Origin of the sequence: Sporomusa sp. GT1, from assembly GCF_014634905.1 — a bacterium.
GTDB classification, from domain to species: domain Bacteria; phylum Bacillota; class Negativicutes; order Sporomusales; family Sporomusaceae; genus Sporomusa; species Sporomusa sphaeroides.
Genome location: NZ_BMBX01000004.1, coordinates 42363 through 67718, shown reverse-complemented (window position 1 = coordinate 67718; position 25356 = coordinate 42363). Strand labels below are relative to the sequence as shown.

20 protein-coding genes and 1 tRNA gene are annotated in these 25356 nt (G+C 44.0%); 17 read left to right on the top strand and 4 right to left on the bottom strand.

The genetic code is table 11. The features are described 5' to 3' along the window. Positions 1 to 7 precede the first annotated feature (7 nt). On the bottom strand, positions 8 to 1558 hold the full coding sequence (locus GT1_RS07780) for an acyl CoA:acetate/3-ketoacid CoA transferase (protein WP_188398233.1): 1551 nt from the start codon (positions 1556 to 1558) through the stop codon (positions 8 to 10). A gap of 357 nt (positions 1559 to 1915) precedes the next feature. On the opposite strand from GT1_RS07780, the gene GT1_RS07775 reads away from it, so the two are divergent. The 12 genes from GT1_RS07775 (at position 1916) to GT1_RS07720 (ending at position 15010) form a co-directional block, all read left to right on the top strand. Next, on the top strand, positions 1916 to 3391 hold the full coding sequence (locus GT1_RS07775) for an ATP-binding protein (RefSeq protein WP_188398232.1): 1476 nt from the start codon (positions 1916 to 1918) through the stop codon (positions 3389 to 3391). A 4-nt stretch (positions 3392 to 3395) separates the two neighbouring features. After that, positions 3396 to 4796: a sigma-54 dependent transcriptional regulator gene (locus GT1_RS07770; RefSeq protein ID WP_188398231.1), complete on the top strand. Its 1401-nt coding sequence runs from the start codon at positions 3396 to 3398 to the stop codon at positions 4794 to 4796. 397 nt (positions 4797 to 5193) lie between these two features. Next, entirely contained in the window at positions 5194 to 6516 is a 1323-nt protein-coding gene (locus GT1_RS07765; protein ID WP_188398230.1) for a TIGR00366 family protein, read from the top strand. 143 nt (positions 6517 to 6659) lie between these two features. After that, positions 6660 to 7613, top strand: a complete 954-nt coding sequence (locus GT1_RS07760) for a 3-hydroxyacyl-CoA dehydrogenase family protein (RefSeq protein WP_188398229.1) — start codon at positions 6660 to 6662, stop codon at positions 7611 to 7613. Positions 7614 to 7755: 142 nt separating this feature from the next. Beyond that, a complete protein-coding gene (locus GT1_RS07755) occupies positions 7756 to 9723 on the top strand; it encodes a methyl-accepting chemotaxis protein (protein WP_188398228.1) in 1968 nt (655 codons plus the stop codon). 218 nt (positions 9724 to 9941) lie between these two features. Continuing rightward, positions 9942 to 11081 (top strand): acyl-CoA dehydrogenase, encoded by a 1140-nt coding sequence (locus tag GT1_RS07750; protein ID WP_188398227.1) that lies wholly within the window; start codon positions 9942 to 9944, stop codon positions 11079 to 11081. Between the two features lie 20 nt (positions 11082 to 11101). After that, the gene (locus GT1_RS07745) at positions 11102 to 11887 is read left to right on the top strand and encodes an electron transfer flavoprotein subunit beta/FixA family protein (protein ID WP_188398226.1); all 786 of its coding nucleotides are present in this window, start codon (positions 11102 to 11104) and stop codon (positions 11885 to 11887) included. 13 nt (positions 11888 to 11900) lie between these two features. After that, complete coding sequence (locus GT1_RS07740) at positions 11901 to 13097, top strand: electron transfer flavoprotein subunit alpha (RefSeq protein ID WP_188398225.1); 1197 nt, start codon at positions 11901 to 11903, stop codon at positions 13095 to 13097. 51 nt (positions 13098 to 13148) lie between these two features. Next, a complete protein-coding gene (locus GT1_RS07735) occupies positions 13149 to 13934 on the top strand; it encodes a short-chain-enoyl-CoA hydratase (protein WP_188398224.1) in 786 nt (261 codons plus the stop codon). A gap of 140 nt (positions 13935 to 14074) precedes the next feature. Then, positions 14075 to 14227 (top strand): hypothetical protein, encoded by a 153-nt coding sequence (locus GT1_RS07730; RefSeq protein WP_188398223.1) that lies wholly within the window; start codon positions 14075 to 14077, stop codon positions 14225 to 14227. Between the two features lie 113 nt (positions 14228 to 14340). After that, positions 14341 to 14434 (top strand) — tRNA-OTHER (locus tag GT1_RS07725). A gap of 138 nt (positions 14435 to 14572) precedes the next feature. Continuing rightward, positions 14573 to 15010, top strand: coding sequence for a VOC family protein (locus GT1_RS07720; RefSeq protein ID WP_188398222.1), 438 nt, complete (start codon positions 14573 to 14575; stop codon positions 15008 to 15010). A gap of 659 nt (positions 15011 to 15669) precedes the next feature. Here GT1_RS07720 and GT1_RS07715 read toward each other — a convergent pair. Beyond that, positions 15670 to 16620, bottom strand: coding sequence for a 3-hydroxyacyl-CoA dehydrogenase family protein (locus GT1_RS07715; RefSeq protein ID WP_188398221.1), 951 nt, complete (start codon positions 16618 to 16620; stop codon positions 15670 to 15672). A gap of 13 nt (positions 16621 to 16633) precedes the next feature. After that, entirely contained in the window at positions 16634 to 17458 is an 825-nt protein-coding gene (locus tag GT1_RS07710; protein ID WP_188398220.1) for a 3-keto-5-aminohexanoate cleavage protein, read from the bottom strand. A 278-nt stretch (positions 17459 to 17736) separates the two neighbouring features. On the opposite strand from GT1_RS07710, the gene GT1_RS07705 reads away from it, so the two are divergent. From GT1_RS07705 to GT1_RS07695, 3 genes are all read left to right on the top strand, one after another. Beyond that, entirely contained in the window at positions 17737 to 19275 is a 1539-nt protein-coding gene (locus GT1_RS07705) for a sigma-54-dependent Fis family transcriptional regulator (RefSeq protein WP_223226113.1), read from the top strand. A 257-nt stretch (positions 19276 to 19532) separates the two neighbouring features. Then, positions 19533 to 20864, top strand: a complete 1332-nt coding sequence (locus tag GT1_RS07700) for a short-chain fatty acid transporter (RefSeq protein ID WP_188398218.1) — start codon at positions 19533 to 19535, stop codon at positions 20862 to 20864. A 98-nt stretch (positions 20865 to 20962) separates the two neighbouring features. Beyond that, positions 20963 to 21796: a methyl-accepting chemotaxis protein gene (locus GT1_RS07695; protein WP_188398217.1), complete on the top strand. Its 834-nt coding sequence runs from the start codon at positions 20963 to 20965 to the stop codon at positions 21794 to 21796. Positions 21797 to 21880: 84 nt separating this feature from the next. On the opposite strand, the gene GT1_RS07690 is transcribed toward GT1_RS07695, so the two are convergent. Then, the gene (locus tag GT1_RS07690) at positions 21881 to 22981 is read right to left on the bottom strand and encodes a glycerol dehydrogenase (protein ID WP_188398216.1); all 1101 of its coding nucleotides are present in this window, start codon (positions 22979 to 22981) and stop codon (positions 21881 to 21883) included. A 360-nt stretch (positions 22982 to 23341) separates the two neighbouring features. On the opposite strand from GT1_RS07690, the gene GT1_RS07685 reads away from it, so the two are divergent. Next, positions 23342 to 24160, top strand: coding sequence for an EFR1 family ferrodoxin (locus GT1_RS07685; protein WP_188398215.1), 819 nt, complete (start codon positions 23342 to 23344; stop codon positions 24158 to 24160). A gap of 203 nt (positions 24161 to 24363) precedes the next feature. Then, a complete protein-coding gene (locus GT1_RS07680) occupies positions 24364 to 25056 on the top strand; it encodes a GntR family transcriptional regulator (RefSeq protein WP_188398357.1) in 693 nt (230 codons plus the stop codon). Positions 25057 to 25356: the final 300 nt, after the last annotated feature.

The window sequence follows — 25356 nt, the reverse complement described above, 5'->3', positions numbered from 1 at the left end:
TTACTTGTTAATCAATTTTCAAATTCATTGGTTCATCCCGGAAAATACGCTTGTCCATAATTTTTAGGCTAGGAGAGATGATAGGTTTAAAATCCATATAAGCCAGCACATCTTTTTCTAAATCTATACCGGGTGCTATTTCGGTAATTGTCATGCCTGCCGCTTGTAACTCAAAAACAGCTCTCTCTGTGATATACCTGACTGTTTGTCTGGTTTTTCTGGCATAATCGCCGCTGAAAGTAATTTGCTCTACTTTTTTTAAGAATTTTTTGGCTCTGCCTTCATTTACGATAGAAAGCTTATTAGTGTCAACCTGGACTTTTAGCCCGCCGGCGGTAAAGGTTCCGCAGAAAACTACTTTCTTAGAGTTTTGGGTGATATTAATAAACCCGCCGCAGCCGGCAACGCGGCCTTTGAATTTGCTCACATTGATATTGCCCTGTTCATCGGTTTCGGCAAGACCCAGAAACGCGATATCAAGTCCGCCGCCATCATAAAAGTCAAATTGATAGGGTTGATCAAGAATGGCTTCGGCATTGGCAGCCGCACCAAATTCCAATCCGCCGGCAGGAACGCCGCCGATAGGGCCGGCCTCGACCGTTAAGGTCATAGTATTGCTAATACCCTCCTCGGCAGCAACCATGGCAACGCCCTCCGGCATCCCAATTCCCAAATTCACCCTGGCGTTAGGGATTAATTCCATGGCTGCTCTTCTGGCAATAATTTTACGCTCGTTGAGTGGCAGAGCCGGCAATGATGATAAGGGAATACGGGTTTCACCGGAGTAAGCCGGATTATACTGCTGGACAAATGTCTGCATATGTTCGTCCGGACTGGCGACAACGATGTAGTCTACACTAATAGAAGGTACCTTGACCATCATCGGATGTATCGTTCCGTTGGCTACGATTCTTTCAACCTGGGCAATTACTATGCCGCCGCTGCTTTTTACTGCCTGGGCAATGGATAAGGATTCCGGGGAAACAGCTTCGCGTTCGATCGAAAGGTTGCCTTTTTCATCAGCGCTCGTACCGCGTATTAATGCAACATTTACAGGAAAGGGTTTATACCATAACCATTCTTCGCCGCCTAATTGAATGACTTCGACCAGATCCTGGGTAGTGATACTGCTGATCTTGCCACCCTCAATGCGAGGGTCTACAAAAGTATTAAGACCAACCTTGGTAATAACACCGGGCTTGTGTCCCGCCATTTCTCTGAACCAATGTGTCAGTGTTCCTTGGGGGAAATTGTAGGCCTCAATTTGGCTATCAACCGCCAATTGGCCTAATTTGGGTGCTAAGTTCCAGTGGCCGCCAATTACCCGTTTTACCAGACCGGCATGGGCTAAGTGGTTTAACCCTCGATCCTTGCCATCCCCCTGTCCGGCACAAAAGATTAATCCAAGATTGCGGGGCGTTTTTTCTTTGAGAAAGCGTTTTTCCAGAGCCGCTGTTAGAGCTTCAGGATGTCCGCTGCCGACAAAGCCGGTTGTGGCCACCATGTCTCCATCTTTTATGAGTTTTACAGCTTCATCGGCTGTGATTACTTTGGCCAAGCTCTTCACTCCTTGATTGTATTGTCTTTTTATCCACACAAAGAGTTAATGCAAAAATTGTGCCAAACTTCAAAATGAAAGGTAAGTTTGTGACAGATACAATCTAGACGGATATATATGGTTATAATAAATGCGGGCAAAAAAAGTCGTAGTTGCGCAATTTTTTGCGCAACTACGACTTTTTTTTGCTCATTTCATGGCTTAAATTATTTTACATGTTAGTAACATCAAGCAGAATGCGCTATTTTTTGATAAAATAATAGGTAATTTGACAGTATATTGAAATTAAAACATGGCACGAAACTTGCGACTGTGATTATTAAAGTGACATTGTACGAATACACAGGAGGTTATTGGATGATTCCTAAAAGTCTTAAGAGCTGGCTGCTTATACTAGTAATTATTGTGGCCGGGCTGCCTGTTCTCTTGTCTAGTTGCTATATTGTTAATACGGTGACAGAAGGTATGATGGAGGAGAAACAGCAGAAGTTGTTTGGCGCGGCGAAGATGCTGGATTATTATCTTACCGGCACTTATGACGATATATTGCGAAAAAATGGCGCGCAGGCTGCTGACAAGGCTACCCAGATTGCAATACTTAACCAAGAACTGCGAGCTTATACAAATGACGTAGCGCGTGCTTATCCCGGAATTGGGGTTGGCTATTACTGCCGGGAGTTAGAGGCAATTATTACGTACGGGCCGAGTGATATATATGACAATAAAGTGGGTTTGCCAATTAGTGATACTCATGAAGGCCGGATCGTTATGACTACCGGGATACCTCGGGTACAGGAGGGAGACTTAGTCAGGGGGCCAATTATGAATGCCATGGTTCCGGTTATTCGCAATAATACAATTATCGGTTACGTTTGGGCCAATGAATTGACGGAAAATGTTGAAACCCAGGTTCATGCTATAACGAAACATATTTACTGGGCGATGGCTGTTAGCTTAATTGTGGGCATTACCGGTATCATATTTTTGTTAATTCATCTAATGCGGGATATAAAACGCATTAAAAAAGGACTTATAAATATTAAAGAAGACTTATCATACAAAATAGTACCGCCCAGCGGCGAAATTGGTGAAATTGCTATGGCTATCAATGATATGGCTCATGGCTTAGAAGAAAAAAAGATACTGGAAGAACAGGTACAGCGAGCGGACCGCCTGGCTGTAATTGGTGAGATGGCTGCCGGTCTGGCTCATGAAATTCGTAATCCGTTAATGGCCATTAAAGGATTTTCGCAATTGCAAAATGAAGATATCACGCTTAGTGAGCGGCAGGAATATAACGACATTATCATCCATGAGGTAGACCGGATGAATTACCTGACGGAAAAGTTATTAGGTTTTTCCCGGCCGACATTGGATTTGGTGACCCGCACAAATGTTAACGAGGTGTTGAAAAATACACTGGTATTGGCTGAAATCAGGGCCCACGGAACAGAGGTGGTGTTTAAGCATCAACTGGCACCGCTTTTGCCTGATGTTATGGCCAATGAAGAGCAATTAAAGCAAGTATTTTTAAATATTTTAATTAATGCGATTCAGGCAATGGACAAGAAGGGGACGATTACTATTTCTTCCGGTTATGAAGAAGTTGCCGGCAAAGTTCGCGTAAGCGTCACCGATACAGGACCGGGGATTGAGCCCGGGACTATCAAAAAGATGTTTGATCCTTTTTTCACTACAAAGGTAAACGGAACCGGACTTGGTTTAGCGGTTGCCAATCATCTGATGCTAAGCTGGAACGGAGTTATCTTAGTTGAATCCAAAGCAAATCAGGGAAGTACGTTTATGCTGATTTTTCCAGCAGTAAAGGGGTGAAAAGATGTCAGAAGCGCCGATTCATAATTCTGTATTGATAGTGGATGATAAACTTACTGTTCGCCGGTTGATTTTCGATATTGCGACGAAAGCCGGATATCAGGCTTACCTGGCGGAAAACGGGTTGAAGGCTCTGGAAATGACAAAGCTTAATATGCCTTCTGTTATTATTATGGATATAAAAATGCCTGTTATGGATGGCTTAGAGGCGTTTAAGATAATCCATCAGGAGTATTCTGAAATACCGGTTATCCTCATGACTGCGTACGGAACTATTGATACCGCCATTGAAGCCATGAAGATGGGAGCCTTTGATTATTTGGTTAAACCCTCAAACGTTGATGAAATCCGTAACGTATTAGCCCGGGCGCTGCAAATGCGACGCATGAGAGATGAAGAAACGGTTTTAAAGGAAGACCATCTCAATACATATCACCTCAACAATATTATTGGGAAAAGTGCCTTAATGCAGAATGTTTATAAAATTGTAGGACGTGTTGCTCAGACAAATGCTACTGTTTTAATTACCGGGGAGAGTGGCAGCGGGAAGGAACTGATTGCTAAGACCATTCACAATAACAGCGTGCAGCGGGATGGCCCCTTTATCAAGGTGAATTGTGGGGCGTTGCCGGAGGGCCTGGTAGAAAGCGAGTTATTTGGTTACGAAAAAGGAGCTTTTACCGGAGCTACGGCCAGAAAACCCGGCCGCTTTGAACGTGCCAACAAAGGTACTATTTTTTTGGATGAAGTCGGGGAATTGCCGCCCCTCATACAAGTGAAACTGCTGCGTGTTCTGCAAGAAAAGGAGTTTGACAGGGTCGGAGGTACCGAGACCATTAAAGTGGATGTAAGAATTATTGCCGCCACCAACCGTAATTTGGAGGAGTCGATTCGCAAGGGAGAGTTCCGGGACGATCTTTATTACCGGTTAAAAGTCGTACCCATACATGTGCCGCCCCTACGGCAGCGTGCGGAGGATATTCCATTGTTTATTGACCATTTTATCCGTCGATTTGCCTTTGAAGCTCATTTGGAAGTGCCACTGATTACTTCTGAAGCAATGAATTTACTTTGCCAATATTCGTGGCCGGGTAATGTACGGGAATTGGCAAATGTGCTTGAACGTGCCGTTATTTTGTCGCAGGGAATTATTGATGTTCCCGATCTGCCGGGACTTTTGCCCACTCATGAGCAAGGGATAGTTCCGCTTGACGGTACAAATACCTTAAAAGACAGCATGCGCCGGATAGAAAAGGAAATCATTGCTAATATGCTGAAGCAGCATAACGGCAATAAGGTCAAAACGGCGCAAGCGCTGGATATAAGCCGCCGTGCTCTTCTGTACAAAATAGTAGAACACGGTTTGGGAAAGAAATCGCAAGTTGATAATCAAGACCATGACTAGATTATAGATTGCCAACAAAGGATTAAGTAAAAATATCAATATTTTCTGGAACTGCGGGCGAGAAGTGATACTATCCGGGTTTATTCCGGGTGGTATCACTTCTTTTTGGAGGTGGGTTACAGGGACGTAATACGAACAAGAAGTAGTCAACTGCGCAAACTTTTGCGCAGTTGGATGCTTTTTAATGTAAATAATTGGTCAAAAAATGTAATGTTTAGTACAAATTCGAGTATTCGGTGTATTTGGCATGCTACTTGCAACTAGTAAGGAATGGAAGCTTGATCAGAGCCATATCGTGGAGGAGGTGCAACCGTTCGTACATGTAAAGAGCCATGTTGTAATGATAATGGCAGATCAGCGGTATATGCAAACTACATACAGGAGGAGATAAGAATTTATGATCAAAGCAATTTCACGGTTTCTTACTTTAATGGTTCAGCGTTATTTGCCTGACCCGCTTGTTTTCGCAATATTCCTGACGATAATTGTATTTGTCTTAGGTATTGCCATAACGCCTAACGGTCCCCTGGCAATGGTTAAAATGTGGGGCGACGGTTTCTGGAACTTACTTGCATTTTCTATGCAAATGGCCATGGTGCTCGTAACCGGACACGCGCTGGCAAGCTCGCCGCTATTGCGCCGGGGCATGAGAAATCTTGCCGGCGTTGCCGCTACTCCGGCTCAGGGCGTTATGCTGGTGGCCTTTATGTCGGCAGTGTGCAGTGCTATTAACTGGGGGTTTGGCCTGGTTGTCGGCGCGCTATTTGCCCGTGAGGTAGCCCGCAGGGTTGCGGGGTCCGACTACCGTCTGCTTATTGCCAGTGCCTATATTGGCTTTATTACCTGGCATGGCGGTATGTCCGGCTCCGTACCGCTGGTTGCCGCCACCAAAGGCAATCCGATGGAGGCGACAATTGGCCTTATTCCCATTAGCCAGACGATATTTACCCCGTACAATATTTTTATCACCCTGGCCCTTATCGTAGTAGTTCCTTTCCTGTGCAAGTCGATGCTGCCAAAACCTGAGGACGTGGTTGCCGTAGATCCCAGCCTGCTGGCAGAAGAGCCGCCCACGTCGAAAGTTTTGGGACCAAACGCTTCCTGGGCTGAAAGAGTTGAGGAAAGCACCTTTCTGGCGATACTGGTCGGTGCCCTCGGATGTGTGTACCTTGTAATGTATTTTGTCAAGAATGGATTTAATATTAACGTTAATACCGTAAATTTGATTTTTTTCACCGCCGGTATTCTATTGCATAAAACGCCAATGTCCTATATGCGGGCCGTGGTGAATGCCGCCCGTGGCACTGCCGGTATTTTGGTTCAGTTTCCCCTGTATGCCGCCATTCAGGTCATGATGGAGCATTCCGGCCTGGGCGGCATTATTACCAACTGGTTTGTCAATATATCTACCAAAGATACTTTTGCGGTGCTGACCTTCTTCAGCTCAGGTCTGGTTAACCTGGCAGTTCCGTCCGGCGGCGGTCACTGGGTTGTTCAAGGACCATTTGTCATGCCGGCTGCTCAGGCCCTTGGAGCTGATCTGGGGAAGGCGGCTATGGCCATTGCTTATGGGGAGGAATGGATGAATATGGCACAGCCGTTCTGGGCTCTGCCTGCCCTGGCTATTGCCGGCTTAGGCGTGCGTGACATTATGGGCTATTGTGTTACCGCTTTAATTTGGACGTTGCCAATCTTCCTCATTGGACTGCATTTTCTGTAATTACCGGACAAACGCTTGCTGTTCTAAATAATGCACATTTCTTTATCTGGTTAGCACTAACCGGATAAAGAAATGTTGTGCATTGGCATGAGTTCTGCAAAAATAGGTTATAAGCACTAGTAAACAAATAGGAGGTAATTTGGATGAAAGTCGAAGGCATTAAAACTATATGCAACTTGGGAACCGGGACCATGGGGTTTGGAACAGCCGTAATGTTTGCGATGGCAGGATATCATGTGAAAATGTATGGACGTTCTGACAAGAGTGTTGACAGAGGTTTTGCGGGAGTGAAAGCCGCTCTGGCAACTTATCAGGAAAACGGCCTGGTAAAAGCAGCTGATATTCCGGCAATTAATGCACGGATTAAAGGGGTTACCACCCTTGAGGAAGCAGCAGCCGATGCGGATTTTGTTATTGAATCTATTGCCGAGGAATTGCCAATTAAGCAGGAGGTATTTACCAAGCTCGACAAAATATGCCGGCCCCATACTATTTTTGCCACAAATACATCTGGCTTAAGTCCGACCAAGATTGCAGAGGCAATTGGCCGTAAGGATAAATTTGTGGTTGCCCACTTCTGGAACCCGCCGCATATTGTTCCGTTGGTTGAAGTGGTGCCAGGTAAGCATACCTCTCAGGAAACTGTGGATGTAACCTGGCAGTTGATGGAGAAGATCGGGAAGAAGCCGGTCGCTTTAAACCGTGAGGCGCTGGGATTTATCGGCAACCGCCTGCAGCTTGCCTTGCTGCGTGAAGCTTTATATATAGTAGAGTCAGGTATTGCCAGTAAAGAAGCGGTTGACACCACTATGAAGTATAGCCTGGGAAGGCGTTTATCTACGACAGGGCCATTAGAAAGCACTGATTTGGGCGGGTTAGACATCTTCTACAACATCTCCGGTTACCTTCTGGAAGATCTATGCAATGACACAAAGATTTCGCCGCTGCTCAAAGCCGCTGTGGAGCAAGGCAAGCTGGGTGCCAAAACCGGAGAAGGCTTCTATACCTGGACTCCTGAGGCATTGGCCAAAATTAAAAAAAATCGTGAGACCATTCTGCTGGAATGGCTTCATAAAGATAAAAAGATGGAATTTTAAAGACAAGTAGTGACTTCAGTCTGCAGTCCGACTGCAGACTGAAGAATTAAGTTATTAGAAATTGTTAAACAATATGAGCAAATATAGCAGCTATCCCCAAGCTCAGCCCCGATTAAATTCAATAATCAAAGGGGAAAAGAATGTGAGAAGTATTCGATTCATTTTTGTGTTATTAACCATTATTGTACTGGTAATAACATCAGGAATCTTAACTGTTGTCAATTATACCAAAACACATGATGTAATTATTCAAAGCGTGGAGCAGAACCTGACAGATACAACAAAAGTCGCGGCAAATGAGATTAGCTATTGGCTGCAGATACGCAAAGCAGAAATGGAGGCCATAGCAAATTCACCAATATTAGTAAGCGGTGATCGGTCAGCGATTATTTCATACTTGTTAACGGAAAGCAAACGTATGACGTTATATAGCAGCTTTTGGGTATCAGATCCTCAGGGAGTCTGGTATTCTCCTGCCGGAACCTCCGGCAGCATTAGTGAACGGAGTTATTTCAAAGAGCTGCTGGCAACCGGCAAAACGGTCATCTCCGATCCGTTAATTGGGAAGGCCGATGGGAAAATGGCTATCGTAGTGGCAGTTCCAATCATGAACAATGGTCAATTAGTCGGTATATTAGGTGGTAATGTCAAGATCGACGAATTGATTCAGGTAGTGAAATCCATCCAAATTGGTCAGACAGGCTATGCGACCTTATATCAGTTTGACGGTACCGTTGTGGCAGATAAGGATGAAAATAAGATTTTAAAATATAATGCCCTCCAGGATGAAGGCAGTGCACTTGCGGGCATTATCAAAAAAATCCAGAATGAGGAAGCCGGAATTCAAGCTATTACAGAAAATAACCGGGACGAATATGTTGCCTATTCGGCTTTGCCTGGTGTGAAGTGGGCTATTATTTCCACAGCATTTACCGACGAATTTAAAGGACCGTTGCTTTCTATAGGCATGTGGTCAACTGGTTCGGCCGCTGCTTTGGTAGTGCTGGCAGCCTTTATTGTTGCATTAGTAACGCGGCGTATTGTACAACCTTTAGAGCAATTGCAAGGTGTTGCAGAGAAAATTGCACAGGGAGATTGCACTACTGTGATTGCTGTTCAGGAAAAAAATGAAATTGGCAATTTAGCTGACTCTTTCCGGACAATGACAGTAAATATTCAAAACTTGATTGGACATATTCGGAATTCGTCATTGCAGGTGGCCTCATCCTCAGAGCAGCTAACTTCAAGTGCTGAACAATCTGCGCAAGCGGCTACCCAGGTCGCCGGGGTTATTAATGAGGTAGCGCAAGGGGCGGAGATTCAGGCTAGAACCGTGAATAAGGCCAATGACGCGGTTGCAGCGATGGTGGCAAGTATACAGCATGCGACCGGCAGTGCTGGCAGTGTCGTTACGGTTGCCAATCAGGCAACCAGTGCTGCCCAGGAAGGTGACAAGGCGGTACATATAACGGTAACTCAAATGAAACAAATAGAAATTGCTGTAGATAATGCCGCGCAGGTAGTCGCTAAATTAGGGACGCGCTCCACAGAAATCGGACAAATTGTTGATGCTATTTCCGGTATCGCCGGGCAGACCAATCTATTGGCACTTAATGCTGCTATTGAGGCGGCTCGCGCCGGTGAGCAAGGAAGAGGGTTTGCTGTAGTTGCCGAAGAGGTAAGAAAATTGGCAGAGCAATCTCAAAATGCTGCTAAGCAAATCGCGCAATTAATTGGAGAAATTCAGGAAGATACCGCTCAAGCCATTGCTTCTATGGATGCAGGTACCCGCGAGGTCAAAGTAGGAACTGAGGTTGTTCATTCCGCAGGCCAGGCGTTTAAGGAGATTGTCAGGCTTATTGAGCAGGTATCCATACAAGCCGATGGAATTACTGCGGATGTCGAGCAAATGGAACAAGGCAGCCGGGAACTGGTTTTTTCTGTACAAGATATTGAAAAAATTAGTAAAAATACATTAGGTCAAACACAAAGTGTTTCGGCTGCCACGCAGGAACAATCGGCCTCGATGGAGGAAATTGCCGCTTCCAGCCAGGCATTGGCACGAATGGCAGAAGAATTACAAAAAGCAGTAGAACAATTTAAGGTATAAGCTCAAAACTGATGATGTTTTGCATCATATAGCTGATAATTTTCATCAGTGAAAAATGTTATATTTCAGGAAAATCTTGTTTTGGTGATGAATATTTTCATCAATATCCCTAAAGGGTGATTTTACTTAACATTTAATTGCTGAGTTTTCATTGGCATAATTTTTGCAATAGCATGTTAAGTATGCTCATAAATTATTTACAAAGGAGATGGAGTTCTATGCAGTTCCAACTTACAGAGGAACAAAAAATTATGCAAAAGTTAGTCCGCGATTTTGCTGAAAAGGAAGTAGCGCCAGGAGCGGCTGAACGTGATGAGAAAGAGGAATTTTCCCGGGAGATTGCTGACGCAATGGGAGAAATGGGTTTTGCGGGTATTTGTTTTCCGGAACAATACGGTGGCGCCGATGCCGACGTGTTAAGCTACATCTTAGCCGTAGAAGAATTATCCAGAGTTGATGCCGGGGTCGGCATTACTTTATCGGCCACTGTTTCGCTATGCGCCTGGCCAATCTTTAATTTCGGCACAGAGGATCAAAAACAGAAATACCTTGTTCCCTTGGCAGAAGGCGCAAAACAAGGTGCTTTTGGTTTAACAGAACCTAATGCGGGAACCGATGCGGCTTCGCAGCAGACTGTGGCCGTATTGGATGGCGACAATTATATTTTGAACGGCAGTAAGATATTTATTACTAATGCCGGTGAAGCAGAGATTTACATTGTTTTTGCTATGACGGACAAAGCAAAAGGCGTAAAAGGGATTACGGCATTTATCCTGGAAAAAGGCATGCCCGGATTCACTTTCGGTAAAAAGGAACATAAAATGGGCATACATTCTTCTCTAACAAATGAGTTGATTTTCCAGGACGTAAAAGTGCCTACGGAAAATATGCTGGGTCAAGAGGGACAAGGCTTTAAAATTGCGATGGCTACCCTTGACGGCGGACGCATTGGCGTTGCAGCCCAGGCGCTGGGAATCGCACAAGCAGCTCTGGAGTATGCTGTGAAATATGCTAAGGAACGCGTACAATTCGGCAAGCCTATTGCCAGCAACCAGGCCATTGGTTTCATGCTGGCCGATATGGCAACAAAAGTAGATGCTGCCCGTCTGCTGGTTTACCGTGCCGCTTACCTGAAAGATCAAGGCTTGCCTTATTCACAGGAAGCTGCTATGGCAAAAATGTATGCTTCCGATGCGGCTATGGCGGTTGCAACCGATGCAGTGCAGATTTTTGGCGGCTATGGTTACAGCCGGGAATATCCGGTAGAACGGCTCATGCGCGATGCGAAGATTACGCAAATCTATGAAGGTACCAATCAAGTGCAACGCATGGTTATTTCCGGCAGTTTGTTGCGGTAAGAAATAGGAGGGTTTATCCAATGGAAATTGTTGTTTGTGTCAAGCAAGTGCCTGACACCACCGAAGTAAAAATTGATCCGGTTACCAATACGCTTATCCGTCAAGGGATACCAAGCATTGTTAACCCCTTTGATAAAAATGCGGTAGAAGCGGCTTTGCAATTAAAAGAGAAGCATGGCGGCAAGGTCACTGTTATTACCATGGGGCCGCCCCAGGCTAAAGCTGCTCTTAAAGAATGCCTGGCAATGGGTGCTGATGAAGCCTTGTTAATTAGTGACAGAGCTTTTGGCGGCGCGGATACTTTGGCCACTAGCTATACCCTGGCCTGCGCCATAAAAAAACTGGGACACATAGACATGATTATCTGCGGCAAACAGGCGATTGACGGCGATACTGCCCAGGTAGGGCCTGAGATTGCCGAACATCTTGGTTTGACCCAGGTAACTTGTGTTTCCAAAATCGAAGTGGAAGGCCGCACTGTCAAAGTTGAGCGGGAACACGAAGAAGGCTATGAAATCATTGCAACCCAGACTCCGGTTTTGCTTACGGTGCTGAAATCCATTAACGAACCAAGACTCCCGACAGTTAAAGGAACCATGAAAGCTAACCGCAAAGAAATTCCTACCTGGACAGCCGGTGATATGGACGTTAATCCGGAGCAGCTTGGCCTTAAAGGTTCACCTACCCAAGTACGCCGTATCTTTACCCCGCAGCAACGCGTACAGGGGGAACTTATTCAGGCTGGTTCGGCTCGTGAAGCCGCAGCCAAGCTTGCTGGCAAATTATTAGAAGCAAAGATTGTATAACGGAGGCATTGACATGGCGGTAATAATTGATAAAGAAGAGTGTATTGGCTGCAGTGCATGCATAAGTTCCTGCCCCTTTGGTGCAATGGTTATGGAGGATGGCAAAGCCTGCATAACCGATGCGTGCACCGTGTGCGGAGCATGTGTTGATGCATGTCCTGTAGGTGCAATTACCAAGGAAGCCCAGGCAAGCTCGGTAAAAATTGATAAAGAAGCCTATACAGATGTCTGGGTATTTATCGAGCAGGTGGAAGGCGAAATCAGAAATGTAAGCCATGAACTTTTGGGTGAAGGCCGGAAATTGGCTGACACCAAAGGGCAAAAACTGGCCGGAGTGCTAATCGGCGACGGTGTGGAGGCATTGGCTAAGCAAGTGTTTGCCAGCGGCGCCGACAAAGTGTACTTGATAGAAGCTCCTGAGTTAAAACAATATAGTACTGATGGCTATACGGCTGTATTTACTGACTTAATTAATACCTACAAACCATCGGTAATTCTTATCGGTGCAACTAATGATGGGCGTGATCTTGGTCCCCGAGTGGCCTGCCGGGTTGGCACCGGCCTAACTGCGGATTGTACCAATCTGGGCATTGATGAGCAGACCGGACTTGTGGCCTGGACGCGGCCTGCTTTTGGCGGCAATATTATGGCCACAATTCTTTGCCCTGAGCATCGCCCGCAGATGGGGACTGTACGGCCGAAAGTATTTAAGCGGCCTGAGCAGGATTTTGCGCGCAGCGGAGAAATTGTACGGGTTGAAAGCCGGGTAAGGAGCCAGGATATCCGTACCAAGCTGCTTGACCTTGTAAAAGTTTGTACAACCTCCTGCAACCTGGAGGAAGCCGAGGTTATTGTTGCCGGCGGGCGGGGAATGTGCAAGCCTGAGAACTTTTGTCTGATTGAGGAGCTGGCTAATGTTCTTGGCGGTGTTGTCGGGGCATCCCGTGCTGTTGTCGATGCCGGCTGGAAACCGCATTTCCACCAGGTAGGACAAACCGGGAAAACAGTTGGCCCCAAGGTTTATTTTGCCTGCGGTATTTCCGGTGCTATTCAGCATGTAGCCGGCATGTCATCATCTGATGTGGTAATTGCCATTAATAAAGACGCCGATGCGCCGATCTTTAAGGTTGCAGATTACGGCGTAGTTGGTGACGTAATGGAAATTTTGCCTGCTTTAATTGAAGAATTTAAAAAGGCCAAGGCAGGCTAGTTTGTTTGTCCGGTAAGAAAGCAATTTTGCAACGTTTGGGAGGTGTCAAGGGTGACAACCTATAATAATGTACTGTATCAAACTGACAATGGGACTGGAATGATTACCTTAAACAGGCCGAAGGCGTTAAATGCCCTGAACTCTGAGCTTCTGACAGAATTGAATGGTCTGCTGGATGAGATTGCGCAGGATGATAGTGTGAAGGTAATAATAATTACCGGCAGTGGCGATAAAGCCTTTGTGGCTGGCGCCGACATTGCGGAAATGCAAAATATGTCGCCGCTGGAAGGGCGGGCCTTTGGGAAATTTGGCCAGGCTATCTTCAGGAAGCTGGAAAATCTTCCGCAGCCGGTAATTGCGGCTGTTAATGGTTTTGCCCTGGGGGGCGGCTGCGAGCTGGCTATGGCCTGCGACATACGCATAGCATCAGAAAAAGCTAAATTTGGCCAGCCTGAGGTGAGCCTGGGGATTGTACCGGGATTTGGCGGAACGCAGCGCTTGCCGCGGTTGATTGGTAAAAGCCGGGCCAAAGAGCTGTTGTATACTGCCGATATGATTAATGCGGAGGAAGCTTACCGGATTGGATTGGTTAATAGAATTGTTGCTGCCGATGCATTGCTGAGTACGGCTAAAGAACTGGCTGAAAAGATTATGGCACGCGCGCAGGCAGCTGTTCAGTTGTGCAAAGCGGCGGTAAATACCGGCATGGATACCGATTTGGAATCCGGTATTGCTTATGAAGCCGAAGTTTTTGGCTTATGCTTTGCCTCTGCCGATCAAAAAGAAGGTATGAGTGCATTTATAGGAAAGCGGAAACCGAATTTTTCCAATAAATAAGTAAAAAGCTCAAAATGAGTGACCTCAACTGCTAATTAGGAAAATATTGGGGTTATTGCTGAATAGGTGCTGTTTAATCCATGGTATGGTAATTGTCTTGAATAAAGTGAAGTTGTATACTGGCGGTAGGAGGTGGCAGTATGCATCAGCAGGAAGCAGTTGCTGCTCGCCTTACTCTTTTGGCTGATTCAATTTGCAGGAAGTGTCTGATGAGTGAGGCTTGCGACGGTATCCCAATGTGCGGAGATATTAAGCTATTGAAAGAGGCCGCAGAACTCCAGGAAAACCACTGATATCTTTGTGAGTTGCACCCGCTTGGGTGCAATTTTCTTTGTTTGTTGTTTGCGGACGGTGAACCTTGAATAATCAGAAGCCTCATGTTATATTATATATGTTAAGTTCATATGGGAGTGGATGAGGCCTGATGGCTCGTGCAGCCAAAACTGTCGGTTTGGTATTAACCTGTCGATGGTGGGCTCGATTCTTACATACTCCCGCCAGTTAACCCTAACGGGCCTGGAGCATATTATCGATGGAAGCATAATTTTGCCTGTGGGCAAGGTTATGCTTTTAAAAATTTGCGTAGGAAAATTAGCACCACTAAGCCGGGAGGCTGGTTATAAAGGGAGGGCTACTTTATGAATAGAATCAATCTTATTGCATTAGGTGTGCGTGACATTAAAAAATCCCGTGCTTTTTACCGGGATGGACTGGGATTTGCTACATGTAATAATGAGGAAGATCCACAAATTGTATTCTTTAATAATGGCGGCACAAAACTCGAATTATATCCACTTGAGGAATTGGCAAAAGATATTAACGAAGCCAATCCTCCCGCAATTAGCAACGGCTTTTCCGGAATTACCTTAGCCTATAATGCCAAGAGCAAAGAAGAAGTCGATAGCATATTCAGCAAGATTGAAAGTATAGGCGGCAGTATCGTCAAACAACCACAGCTCGTATTTTGGGGCGGATATAGTGGCTATTTCAGAGATCTGGACGGGTATTATTGGGAAGTGGCTTATGCTGATTCATGGAAGTTTGATGAAAACGATATGCTGATTATAGAAGAATAGTGTTTATGAGACCGTAAGGTATTCTTTAAAAATAATAGTAGGTATAACTGAAAAGCAGTCTGAGAATATCAACGGAATTGATAGATGGTTACATCAGTGAGCCGATTACAGACAGTATAATAACGAATTCCTAGATAGCCGCTTTTAATTCAAGTAAAGATCCAAATGAGTACCCTGATTTTTAAAGCCAGGGTACTTTTTTGCTTCTTGGCTATTTATAGTTTCGTTTTCGCACAGTCTTCTGCTACCCCCTTGACACACATCATTATTCATACTTATTAACGGAACGCAAATGGATGTCGGTATATAGCGGCTTTTGGGTACAGTCCGCAAGGAGTCTGGCAGAGAGAATGGCACATAGAGCTTGCACTACTGTAATTGCTGTTCAGGAAAAATGAAATTGGCAATTAATTGGTGATTTTACTTAACCATTCAAATGTTGAGTTATTATTGGCATAATTTTTGCAATAGCATGTTAAGTATGTTCATACATATTTTACAAAGGAGATGAATTTTTATGCAATTTCAACTTGCGAGGACAAAAAATCATGTAAATACGTCGTTTCCCTGGCTGAAAACAAATGAAAAGTTTATACTTTTTTCGAATAATAAAACAGGTGCCACATGAGTGTAGGCACCTGCTTGGTATTGACAAAGAGTTATTTTTGCGTATAGTATTCCGATGCTTTTAGCTGGTGAATTAGCTTTTTCATAAACTCTTTCTTAATACCGGGAATTTCATCCGGGTTATATTTATAGAAACCCTCGCCGGACTTAAGGCCGAGTTTCCCCTCTGCTACCTTTTGTTTTAAGAGGTCGTTGGCCTCCTTGCGATTGTCCATTTCTTTTAGGAGATTATCGCCGACGATGCACCAGATATCAAGTCCCCCAAAATCGGCAACTTCCAGTTGTCCGGTGGTTGCGTAGCGAAAAGCCGGTCCGAATTTGAGTGCTTTATCGATGTCGGCAGGTTCGGCGACACCCATCTCGATCAGGGAGAAAACCTCGCGGGCAACACCTTGCTGGATGCGGTTGGCAACCAGGCCGGGAACATCTTTAAGTACTTTAACGGTTTGTTTCTTAGCAGTGGCAAACATGGCTTCCACTTTATTATAAATATCTTCCGGCATGTTGCCAAAGTAGGATAATTCAACGATTGGCATTAAATGTGCAGGGTTATACCAGTGATTAACAAGCATGCGTTGTTGGCGTTCCGGAGGAACCAGCGCCATCATGCCATTAAGGGGAAGGCTGGAGGTATTGCTGGCTAAAATAGTATGTTTTGGACAGAAGTCATCAAGCTGCTTAAAAAGATTTTGTTTAAGCTCCAGCTTTTCGGGAGCAGCTTCGATTACAAAATCTCTGTCCTGAACTGCTTGCTGCAAATCACCATAGGTTTTGATTCTGGCAAGAGTGGCTTGTACGGCCTCAGGCTCAATGAAATGCTCTTCTACTAATAAGGCAAGTTCATCAGCTATATCAGCCAATGCTTTTTTAAGTTGATTTTCGTAAGTATCATATAAGTTTACGTCATAGCCATGCAGGGCAAATGATAAGGCAATACCGTGACCCATAGTGCCTGCGCCGATGACACCAATATTTTTTATCATGTTGTTCACCTGCCTATTTCTTTTTTAATCCCAAAATTTCTCTGGCTTCATCGGGAGTAGCGACTTCTTTGTTAGCTTCTTTAATTAAGCGGACAGCGCGGGAGACGAATTGGGTATTTGAGGTTGCCAATTGTTTTTTGGCGTAATATACGTTATCTTCCATGCCTACACGAATATGACCGCCTAAGGCGAGAGTTGCAAACAAAATCGGCAAATGACCTTGTCCGATACCCAAAGCCGACCAGGTTGAATCTTGGGGAATTAAGCTCTTGAGGTATACGAGGTTTTCAACTGTGGCTGCAGTGCCGCCAGCAGCCCCCAAAACAAACTGAAAGTGTGCGGGCGCAGCAACAACCCCTTTTTTCATATAGTAGAGGGTGTTATAAATCATACCTGCGTCAAAAATCTCAATTTCCGGTTTTACGCCATTTTCAAGCATGGTTTTACCGAGACTTTCTAAAAATTGCGGAGGATTAAGAAAGAGGCCGCTGTGCATCCAGTTCATAGAACCGGCATCATAAGAAGCCATTTCCGGTTTTAATTCAATAAAATGCGCCATTCTGGTCTCGTCAGTCGCGTGTAAATCACCAGAGGTAGTCAGGTTGAGGATAATGTCGCATTTGCTTCTGATAAGCTCGACTGTCTCACGGAACTTTTCTTTGGACATAGTGCCGTTGCCATTATCGTCCCGCATATGCAGATGGGCCACAGCGGCGCCGGCCTGCCAGCATTCATAGACATCGTTAGCGATTTCTTTAGGCGTTAAAGGAATATTTGGATTATGCTCTTTGGTTGGAAAAGCACCTGTTGTTGCAACTGTAATAATTGTTTTGTTCATGATAATTCACCTCATAATTTTTTTCCACTGTAGCAGCAATTCCCCGGGATTGCCGCCGTTACAAAAACTGCCAAATTTTTTTTGCTTGCGGGTACTGCATGCGTATCCTTGTGTGGTGTTGTAAGGCTCAATCAAAATACAAAGCAATTTTCGTGCCAAAAGATATAAAAGGGAACAATTTCTATTTATTTACATTTCCCCCAAATAAACTATCAGTGAAAAGATACACGGCTATTATTACGGTTAACTCTCTAAAAATCATACAGGGGGTAGAGGCATTGAAAGGCAAAATAGAAAACAGAGAAGCTGCTTTATTAGAAAATTTGATAGAAAAAATTCAAAATACTAATTTGGAACCGGCGACATGCCAAGAGATTGTTGACAGTTTGCGGAAGGTGTTTAGTGAACTGGCTGACCTTAGAGAGATTGGCGATTATTTGTATGATGGGATTTATATCACTGATGGTAAAGGAAAAACTTTGTATGTAAACAAGGCGTATACCAGAATTACAGGCATTCGCGCCGATGAAGTAGTAGGAAAATATGTCGACGACCTGTTGGCTGAAGGCGTCTATGTAAATGCAGTAACACCGGAGGTAATTCGCTGCAAAAAGCAAGTAAACGCTGTGGGAGCAAGTTTAAAAAACAGGACGAAAATGCTGATCACCGGAATTCCCGTTTTGGATGCAAAGGGTAATGTTAAAAAAGTTGTGACCATTGATCGGGAAATTACTAAATTACTGCAAATGAAAGACGAACTGGAAGCTTCGCAAAAAAAGATGAAAGCAGTGGAACAGGATAAGGTGAAACGTGTTTTAGAAGTAGAACACCTTAGAAAGCTGCAACTCAATAGCAATATGATTGGCAACAGCCCGGAAACTCAGAAAGTTATGAAGCTTATCAGACAAGTGGCTGATCTTGATGTTACTGTACTGATAACAGGAGAAACTGGTTCAGGAAAAGAAGTGGTTTCAACTGAAATCTATGCAAACAGTACGCGCAAGAAGGGGCCATACATAAAGGTTAATTGTGCGGCAATTCCTGCCAATCTATTGGAGGCGGAACTTTTTGGCTATGCCAAGGGAGCATTCACAGGTGCAATTAGCTCCGGTAAGATAGGATTGTTTGAACTGGCCGACAAAGGGACGATATTGCTTGATGAAATCGGCGATATGCCCATGGAATTACAGTCGAAGCTGCTAAGAGTAATTCAGCATAAAGAAATAACCCGTATTGGCGGTACTAAACCCATTACTTTGGATGTAAGAATTCTGGCGGCAACAAATTGTGATCTTAAAGAACTTGTGAAGCAGGGGCGGTTTCGCGAGGACTTGTACTACCGGTTGCATGTTTTTCCGATACATATTCCGCCGCTGCGGTCACGGACGGAAGATATTGAGACCTTGGCCCGGCATTTTTTTGAAATATACAATTCAAAATATGCAAAAAACACTGCTTTGGATAAAACGGGATATATTATGCTGCAACAGTATTCGTGGCCCGGAAATATTCGCGAATTGCAAAATATAATTGAAAGACTTGTTATTATATCAGAACCAAATGGAACCATTAGTAATGAACAATTAGGAGCTTTGTTAAATATAAACCCGGCCTATGTGGCTGAACTTGATGTCGAAGTAATGGGGCTAAAGGAAATTGTTAATAATATCGAGAAAAGGACCATCGCAAAGGCATTGGCTCAATATGGCAGTACGAGAAAAGCTGCTCAAATCTTAAAGGTGGATCAATCAACCATTGTAAAAAAAGCCAAAAGACTTGGCATTGTGTTGAACGATGAAAAGACGCATCAATATTGATGCGTCTTTTCATCGTTCAACAATAGCTGAGCGGCAAGGTAAAAATGGAATTCATGCCATCCTGTTGATGACAATATTCATCAACAGGATGGCATGAATTCCATTTTGTCACAATAAAATAAGTTTTTTATATTGGCATGATTATTGCGAAAGAATATAGTGTGGAGTTGAAGGCTACATTTTTGGAAAGTGAGGAGAAAGCGATAATAAAGATAGATTTGGTATTCTAAGGTAATACAGAGGAATGGGGTGGGGTAATGATAAATCGCATACTGATGTTCTTTGTAAATTTGATGCAAAAGTATTTGCCGGATCCGTTTACAATTGTTTGGATTATCACTTTGTTTGTTGGTGCGCTGGCTATATTTATAACAAATAAATCGCCTCTGGAAATTGTTGAGTACTGGGGTAAAGGTTTTTTTGACATTTTAGCTTTTGCCATGCAGATGTCTTTGGTTTTGATAACCGGCTACGCTTTGGCTTCGGCGAAAATTGTGCGCAAGCTGCTTCAGAAGATTGTATTGATTCCGCGCACGCCAAAACAAACTATATTATTTATTGGTTTTGTCTCGATGGGCCTGTATTATCTTAACTGGGGACTCGGCTTGATTGCCGGTGGGTTTTTGGCTCGTGAAGCGGCAAAACAGCATACCGATACAGACTTCCGCGTATTGGTAACAGCCGTATTTTCAGGAATTATCATAACCCATGGGGGGTTATCGGCTTCGGTTCCGCTGGTAATTAACACCAAAGGCCATTTTCTTGAAAGTCAGATGGGCCTTGTTCCGTTAACTCAGACTATATTTCATCCCCAAGCATTATTTATCACAATTACGTTAGCAATTGTAATTCCCATCGTTTGCATGTTTATGCTTCCTAAAAAAGAAGATACCGTTATCGCCGATCCGGCGTTATTTCAAGACGAAGCAGAGTCGGATGCGGCTGCTTCCGGTTCTGAGCTGCAGTTGGCAGATAAAATGGATCAAAGTCCTATTCTCAACTATACGCTGGGATTAGCCGGTCTTGCTTATCTTATTGCTTACTTCATGAAACATGGATTTAACCTTAATGTTAATATTTTGATTTTTATGTTTATTGTATTAGGCATATTGGCTCATGGTACTTTGCATAATTATGCTAAGGCTATCAGTAAAGGCACTTCTACTGCCAGTGGCATTATTCTGCAATTCCCCTTTTATGCCGGTATTATGGGCATTATGCATGGCAGTGGATTGGTTCATGTTATTTCTGACTGCTTATTAAGCATTGCTACCTATGATACTTTTGAACTGGCTTGTTATTTTTCATCGCTAATTATTAGCATATTTGTCCCTTCCGCTGGCGGTCACTGGGTTGTTCAGGCGCCGTTTATGCTGCCGGCAGCAGCCACCTTGGGAGTAGAACCTTGGAAAGTTGCGATGGGGGTAGCCTGGGGCGAAAGTATTTGGAATATCGTTTGCCCGTTCTGGGCTTTGCCGCTGCTTGCTATCGCTAACATGAATCTTCGCGATTTAATGGGATTTTCTGTGCTTCTGTTCATCATCGGCAATATAGTTGCAATTGCAGGTATTCTTTTAATACCTCATTAAAGGCAAGTTATGTGGAATAAAATAGAAAAATCCTCCGACTGGGGGATTTTCTATTTGCTCCACATTCTGATAACAAAGAATGAGAAAGGATTACCTGTATGACAAACACAGAAGTACTGAATTATTTTCTTCATGTTGCCCCGTATTTGACAGAATTGCTGCCAAATGATTTTTGCGTTGCCGTAACTGACAGGGAAAAGTATTTATTAGCAAAACCAAGCAAAAAAATTGACTTAAGCATTTCCCCGGGAACCTTGCTAAAACCTGGAACATCAGTATTTACCGCCATGGAGGAGAATCGGCGGGTTGTTGTCAAGGCCGATAAGTCTCTTTTTGGTGTTCCGTATATTGCTTATGCGTACCCAATTAGCAATAAAATTGGGGAAGTAATAGGCTGCATATCTGTTGCTGAGCCGGTTGACCGCCAGGAAGAGCTAAAGGACATGGCGGAAAACTTAGCGGGAAGTATTAGTATGCTGGCAAGTACCTCGGAAGAGATTTCGGCACAAGCACAGGAGATTGCCGCTGTTAGTAACAAGTCTTCTCAGAGTATGAGTGAATCAATGAAATATGTTAAGGAAACCGAGGCTGTTTTAAATTTGATAAAAAATATATCAACCCAGACTAACCTTCTAGGGTTAAATGCGGCTATCGAAGCGGCCAGGGTTGGCGAGCAGGGCCGTTCCTTTGCGGTGGTTGCTGCGGAAATACGCAATCTTGCGGTTTCGTGTGCCGATTCGGTAAAAAAGGTTGAAACAGTGGTCAAGATGATACAAGCCGACAGCGAGGAAAACTATCGCCAGGTTAACAGCATTGAAAATATGATTGGTCAGGTATCTGGTGCTATAACTGAAGTGGCCAGAGAAGTTGAACAGGTGAATATAATGGCTGGAGAACTTGATGAGTTAGCAGTAAAGTTATTCCAGGGGTAGCACCAATAAAAAGTAAAAGCACTATTTGTCCAAGGAAGACGACAAATAATGCTTTCGTAATTTACTTTATAGATAATATTGTGGTTACTTTTGTTTGAGATAAGCATTGCCAATTGCGTCGGCGGCCAGAATGGCGGCATAAACAGTATTGGGGCTAACGCTGAAAGGCTGGTTATGGATGGTTTCGCCAGGAGCGCAGGTCGCCTCGGCTACCTGACGGATTTTTTCCGGGGTGATATGTTCGACACCGATTTCTTTAAGGGTAACAGGCAGGCCAACAGATTTGCAGAAATGCAGTACTTCCTCCAGCTCGCGGGATGAGCGATTTTCAAGTACTAACTGGACAAGTGTACCGAAAGAAACCTTTTCGCCATGATAGGCATGATGGGTTTCCGGCAATACGGTCAAGCCATTGTGTACTGCATGAGCTGCTGCCAGACCTGAACTTTCAAAACCAAGTCCGCTCAGCAGTGTGTTAGCCTCTACTACTTTTTCCACAGCCTCGGTGGCGACACCTTGCTCCAGTGCTAATTTGGCATGTAGGCCGTATTCGATTAAAATATCATAACATAGCTTGGCCAGACACAGGGCGGCGGAGGTGGATAAGCCGCCGGGGAGATTGCCGGCAAAGGCTTTGGCGCAGGCATCGGCTTCAAACCAGGTAGCCAGTGCGTCGCCCATTCCTGATACAAACAGGCGGACAGGAGCCTGAGCAATAACGGCAGTATCCACAAGTACCAAATCAGGATTTTTCGGCAATACCAGATAGGAATCAAAAACTCCTTCCGGGGTGTAAATGACAGATAAAGCGCTGCAGGGTGCATCGGTTGCAGCAATTGTCGGAACAATAGCAACCGGGATTTTTGCTGTGTACGCGGCGGCTTTAGCAGTATCCAGTGCTTTGCCACCACCGGCGCCAACGATGATATTAACATCATTCTGCCTGATGTTGGCTACTATCCGGTCGATTTCGGGGTGTGAGCATTCGCCGCCAAAGTGTTCAATGATATAGCTGACCTTGTGTTCTTTAAAACTGGCTTCCAGCACTTCTTGGATGGTGTCAAGGCCGCGTTTGCCACCAAGGACTAAGGCTTTAGTTCCCAGACCGGCAACATGTTTGCCGATGTCACCCAGAGCGCCGGCGCCCTGTACATAACGGCCTGGAGAAATCATGATTTTGTTCACATAAACCCCTCCTCTTTGTTTCGAAAGGCTATATACTGACTTTAACTAGTAGTTTCACTTTGGCGGGCAATTACCTGCCGGTAATTTTGCTCTAATAAGGTAGAATTTTGCTGTTTAATCATTTACTGGTTATGGCAAATGCCAATTAGGAGTTTAAAGTCTGCTGGCAAAAGCGCAGTAACTGTTATTGCCGGTTTATTCCCGGCTGTTCAAATCCTACTGTGGCGGCAGAAGAGGAATCGTGCGCCATGAAAGCGAATAAATGTGCAAGCAGGTGGCGGTTTTGAATCGCCATAAGAATGGAATTCACAGAAGCAAAAAGAGTGTCTATGTTGCTTCTTTTTAGGGGAGGTTTATATCTTGGATTGGAAAGTTACGGCGATGTATTTTAGTGCGACTGGAACCACGAAGAAAATAATAGTAGGCATAGCTGAAAAGCTGTCTGAGAATATCAACGGAGAGCGAGAAGTAACTATTCAGGATTTTACATTGCCGGTCAGCAGACAGGAACCGAAGCATTTTACAGAAAAGGATATTGTTGTTTTTGGTGTTCCGGTCTATGCGGGGAGAGTCCCGAATGTCTTATTAAAATACCTGAATTCGATTACCGGCAAGGGTACATTGGCGATTGCAGTCACTGTTTACGGAAATAGGAATTACGATGATGCTCTAGTTGAATTGACAGACATTTTAAATGCAAATGGTTTTACGGTTATTGCAGGCGGTGCTTTTATCGGTGAGCATTCCTTCTCCAAGACTCTGGCAAAAGACAGGCCGGATGATCAAGATATGGCAATAGCCGGGGAGTTTGCGAATCAACTAAAAGTAAAGCTAATTGATCAAAACAACGTTAATCCGGTCGAAGTCAGAGGTAACAGGCCTTATCGATACTACTACATTCCAAAGAATGAGCATGGCGAGTCTGTCGATATTAGGAAAGTAACGCCAAAGACAAATGACCGGTGTACAAATTGCATGGTATGTGCGCGCCTTTGCCCGATGGGTTCCATTGATAGTGAAGACGCAAGCAAGGTTACGGGAATCTGTATTAAATGTGGTGCCTGTGTAAAAATGTGTCCTGTGAATGCTAAGTACTATGATGATGCGAACTATATCCGGCATAAAGAAGAACTGGAAGTAGATTTTTTCTGTCGCCGGGAACCGGAGCTTTTCCTTTAGCTGAAGCAAGGTGATATCTGCTGAATTTGTGGCAGGTATCACCTCGAAAATTGTAGCGGCATATATAATTTCACCTGGAAGAATATTGAAAATTAGGAGCCGCCTTGATACTGTAAAAGGGTACCTATAACAGTGTGTTCGATACAGGACAAGGGGGGCCTTTATAGTTGAAATCACATATGATTTCAACTATAATAATTAGTATGAATACAAATAATATTAACAAGAAAGACAAGGAAAAACCCCGTTTAGTGAAAACACAGCTAGCTTATGAATTTATTCGTTTACGGATTCTTGACGGCACTTATGGGCCAGGAGATAGAATTGTTATCGACCGTGTTGCGGCCGAATTAAATTTAAGTATTAGTCCAGTCAGGGAAGCAATTCGCCAATTAGAAGCCGATGGATTAATTCAAATTACCCCATATAGTGGTGCTGTCGTACAACTCATGAATAGTACGGACCATGAAGAGACACATTTGGTTATGGCATTTCTCGATGCAGGAGCAACACTCCTCGCAGCCGGAAAAATGACAGAACAAGATATCCATGAACTTGAACAAATCAATCACGAGATACAGGAAGCGTTGGATGATATGGATTTTGAGCAAATTGGGGTGTTGAATAGAAAGTTTCATGAAAAAATTTATGAAAGATGCGGTAATACTTATCTTGTTGATCGATTGCAGCAGGCGTGGCAGCGGCTGGAACAAATCCGTAAATCGTTTTTTACATTCACGCCTCGCCGGGTAAAAGAGTCGATCAAAGAGCATTATGAACTGATACAATTGTTTAAAGAGAAAGCACCGCCGGAAAAGATTGAAAAGTTTGCGCAACAGCATAAAATGAGAGCACTACAGGCCATCCAGCAACGTAAGGATAAAAGAAAAAAATAAGACCATTTTGGCAATTGTATAATAACCACTCAAACCAAGAACATTAGTTCTTGGTTTTTTTGTTTCTAATACTAAAAATAAAATAGAATATACTGAAAATTTTCTTAAAAAGAACTATTGAAAAAGATAAAACAATCATGTATTATATAATCACAAATCATGCATGATTTAACACATTAAAAACGATGATTCGTAAAAGGGGAGTGATTTACTGAGTGGGATATATGGATTGTATGTGTCAAATAACCATATCCTGGTTCCTCTAGAAAAACCTACGCTCAGATAGGATAAAATAATCAA

Bases quoted from the DNA above. Each gene is read 5' to 3' on its own strand.
- GT1_RS07775 (WP_188398232.1), top strand. From the start codon at position 1,916: ATGATTCCTAAAAGTCTTAAGAGCTGGCTGCTTATACTAGTAATTATT.
- GT1_RS07770 (WP_188398231.1), top strand. From the start codon at position 3,396: ATGTCAGAAGCGCCGATTCATAATTCTGTATTGATAGTGGATGATAAA.
- GT1_RS07765 (WP_188398230.1), top strand. From the start codon at position 5,194: ATGATCAAAGCAATTTCACGGTTTCTTACTTTAATGGTTCAGCGTTAT.
- GT1_RS07760 (WP_188398229.1), top strand. From the start codon at position 6,660: ATGAAAGTCGAAGGCATTAAAACTATATGCAACTTGGGAACCGGGACC.
- GT1_RS07750 (WP_188398227.1), top strand. From the start codon at position 9,942: ATGCAGTTCCAACTTACAGAGGAACAAAAAATTATGCAAAAGTTAGTC.
- GT1_RS07745 (WP_188398226.1), top strand. From the start codon at position 11,102: ATGGAAATTGTTGTTTGTGTCAAGCAAGTGCCTGACACCACCGAAGTA.
- GT1_RS07740 (WP_188398225.1), top strand. From the start codon at position 11,901: ATGGCGGTAATAATTGATAAAGAAGAGTGTATTGGCTGCAGTGCATGC.
- GT1_RS07730 (WP_188398223.1), top strand. From the start codon at position 14,075: ATGCATCAGCAGGAAGCAGTTGCTGCTCGCCTTACTCTTTTGGCTGAT.
- GT1_RS07720 (WP_188398222.1), top strand. From the start codon at position 14,573: ATGAATAGAATCAATCTTATTGCATTAGGTGTGCGTGACATTAAAAAA.
- GT1_RS07715 (WP_188398221.1), bottom strand. From the start codon at position 16,620: ATGATAAAAAATATTGGTGTCATCGGCGCAGGCACTATGGGTCACGGT.
- GT1_RS07710 (WP_188398220.1), bottom strand. From the start codon at position 17,458: ATGAACAAAACAATTATTACAGTTGCAACAACAGGTGCTTTTCCAACC.
- GT1_RS07700 (WP_188398218.1), top strand. From the start codon at position 19,533: ATGATAAATCGCATACTGATGTTCTTTGTAAATTTGATGCAAAAGTAT.
- GT1_RS07695 (WP_188398217.1), top strand. From the start codon at position 20,963: ATGACAAACACAGAAGTACTGAATTATTTTCTTCATGTTGCCCCGTAT.
- GT1_RS07680 (WP_188398357.1), top strand. From the start codon at position 24,364: ATGAATACAAATAATATTAACAAGAAAGACAAGGAAAAACCCCGTTTA.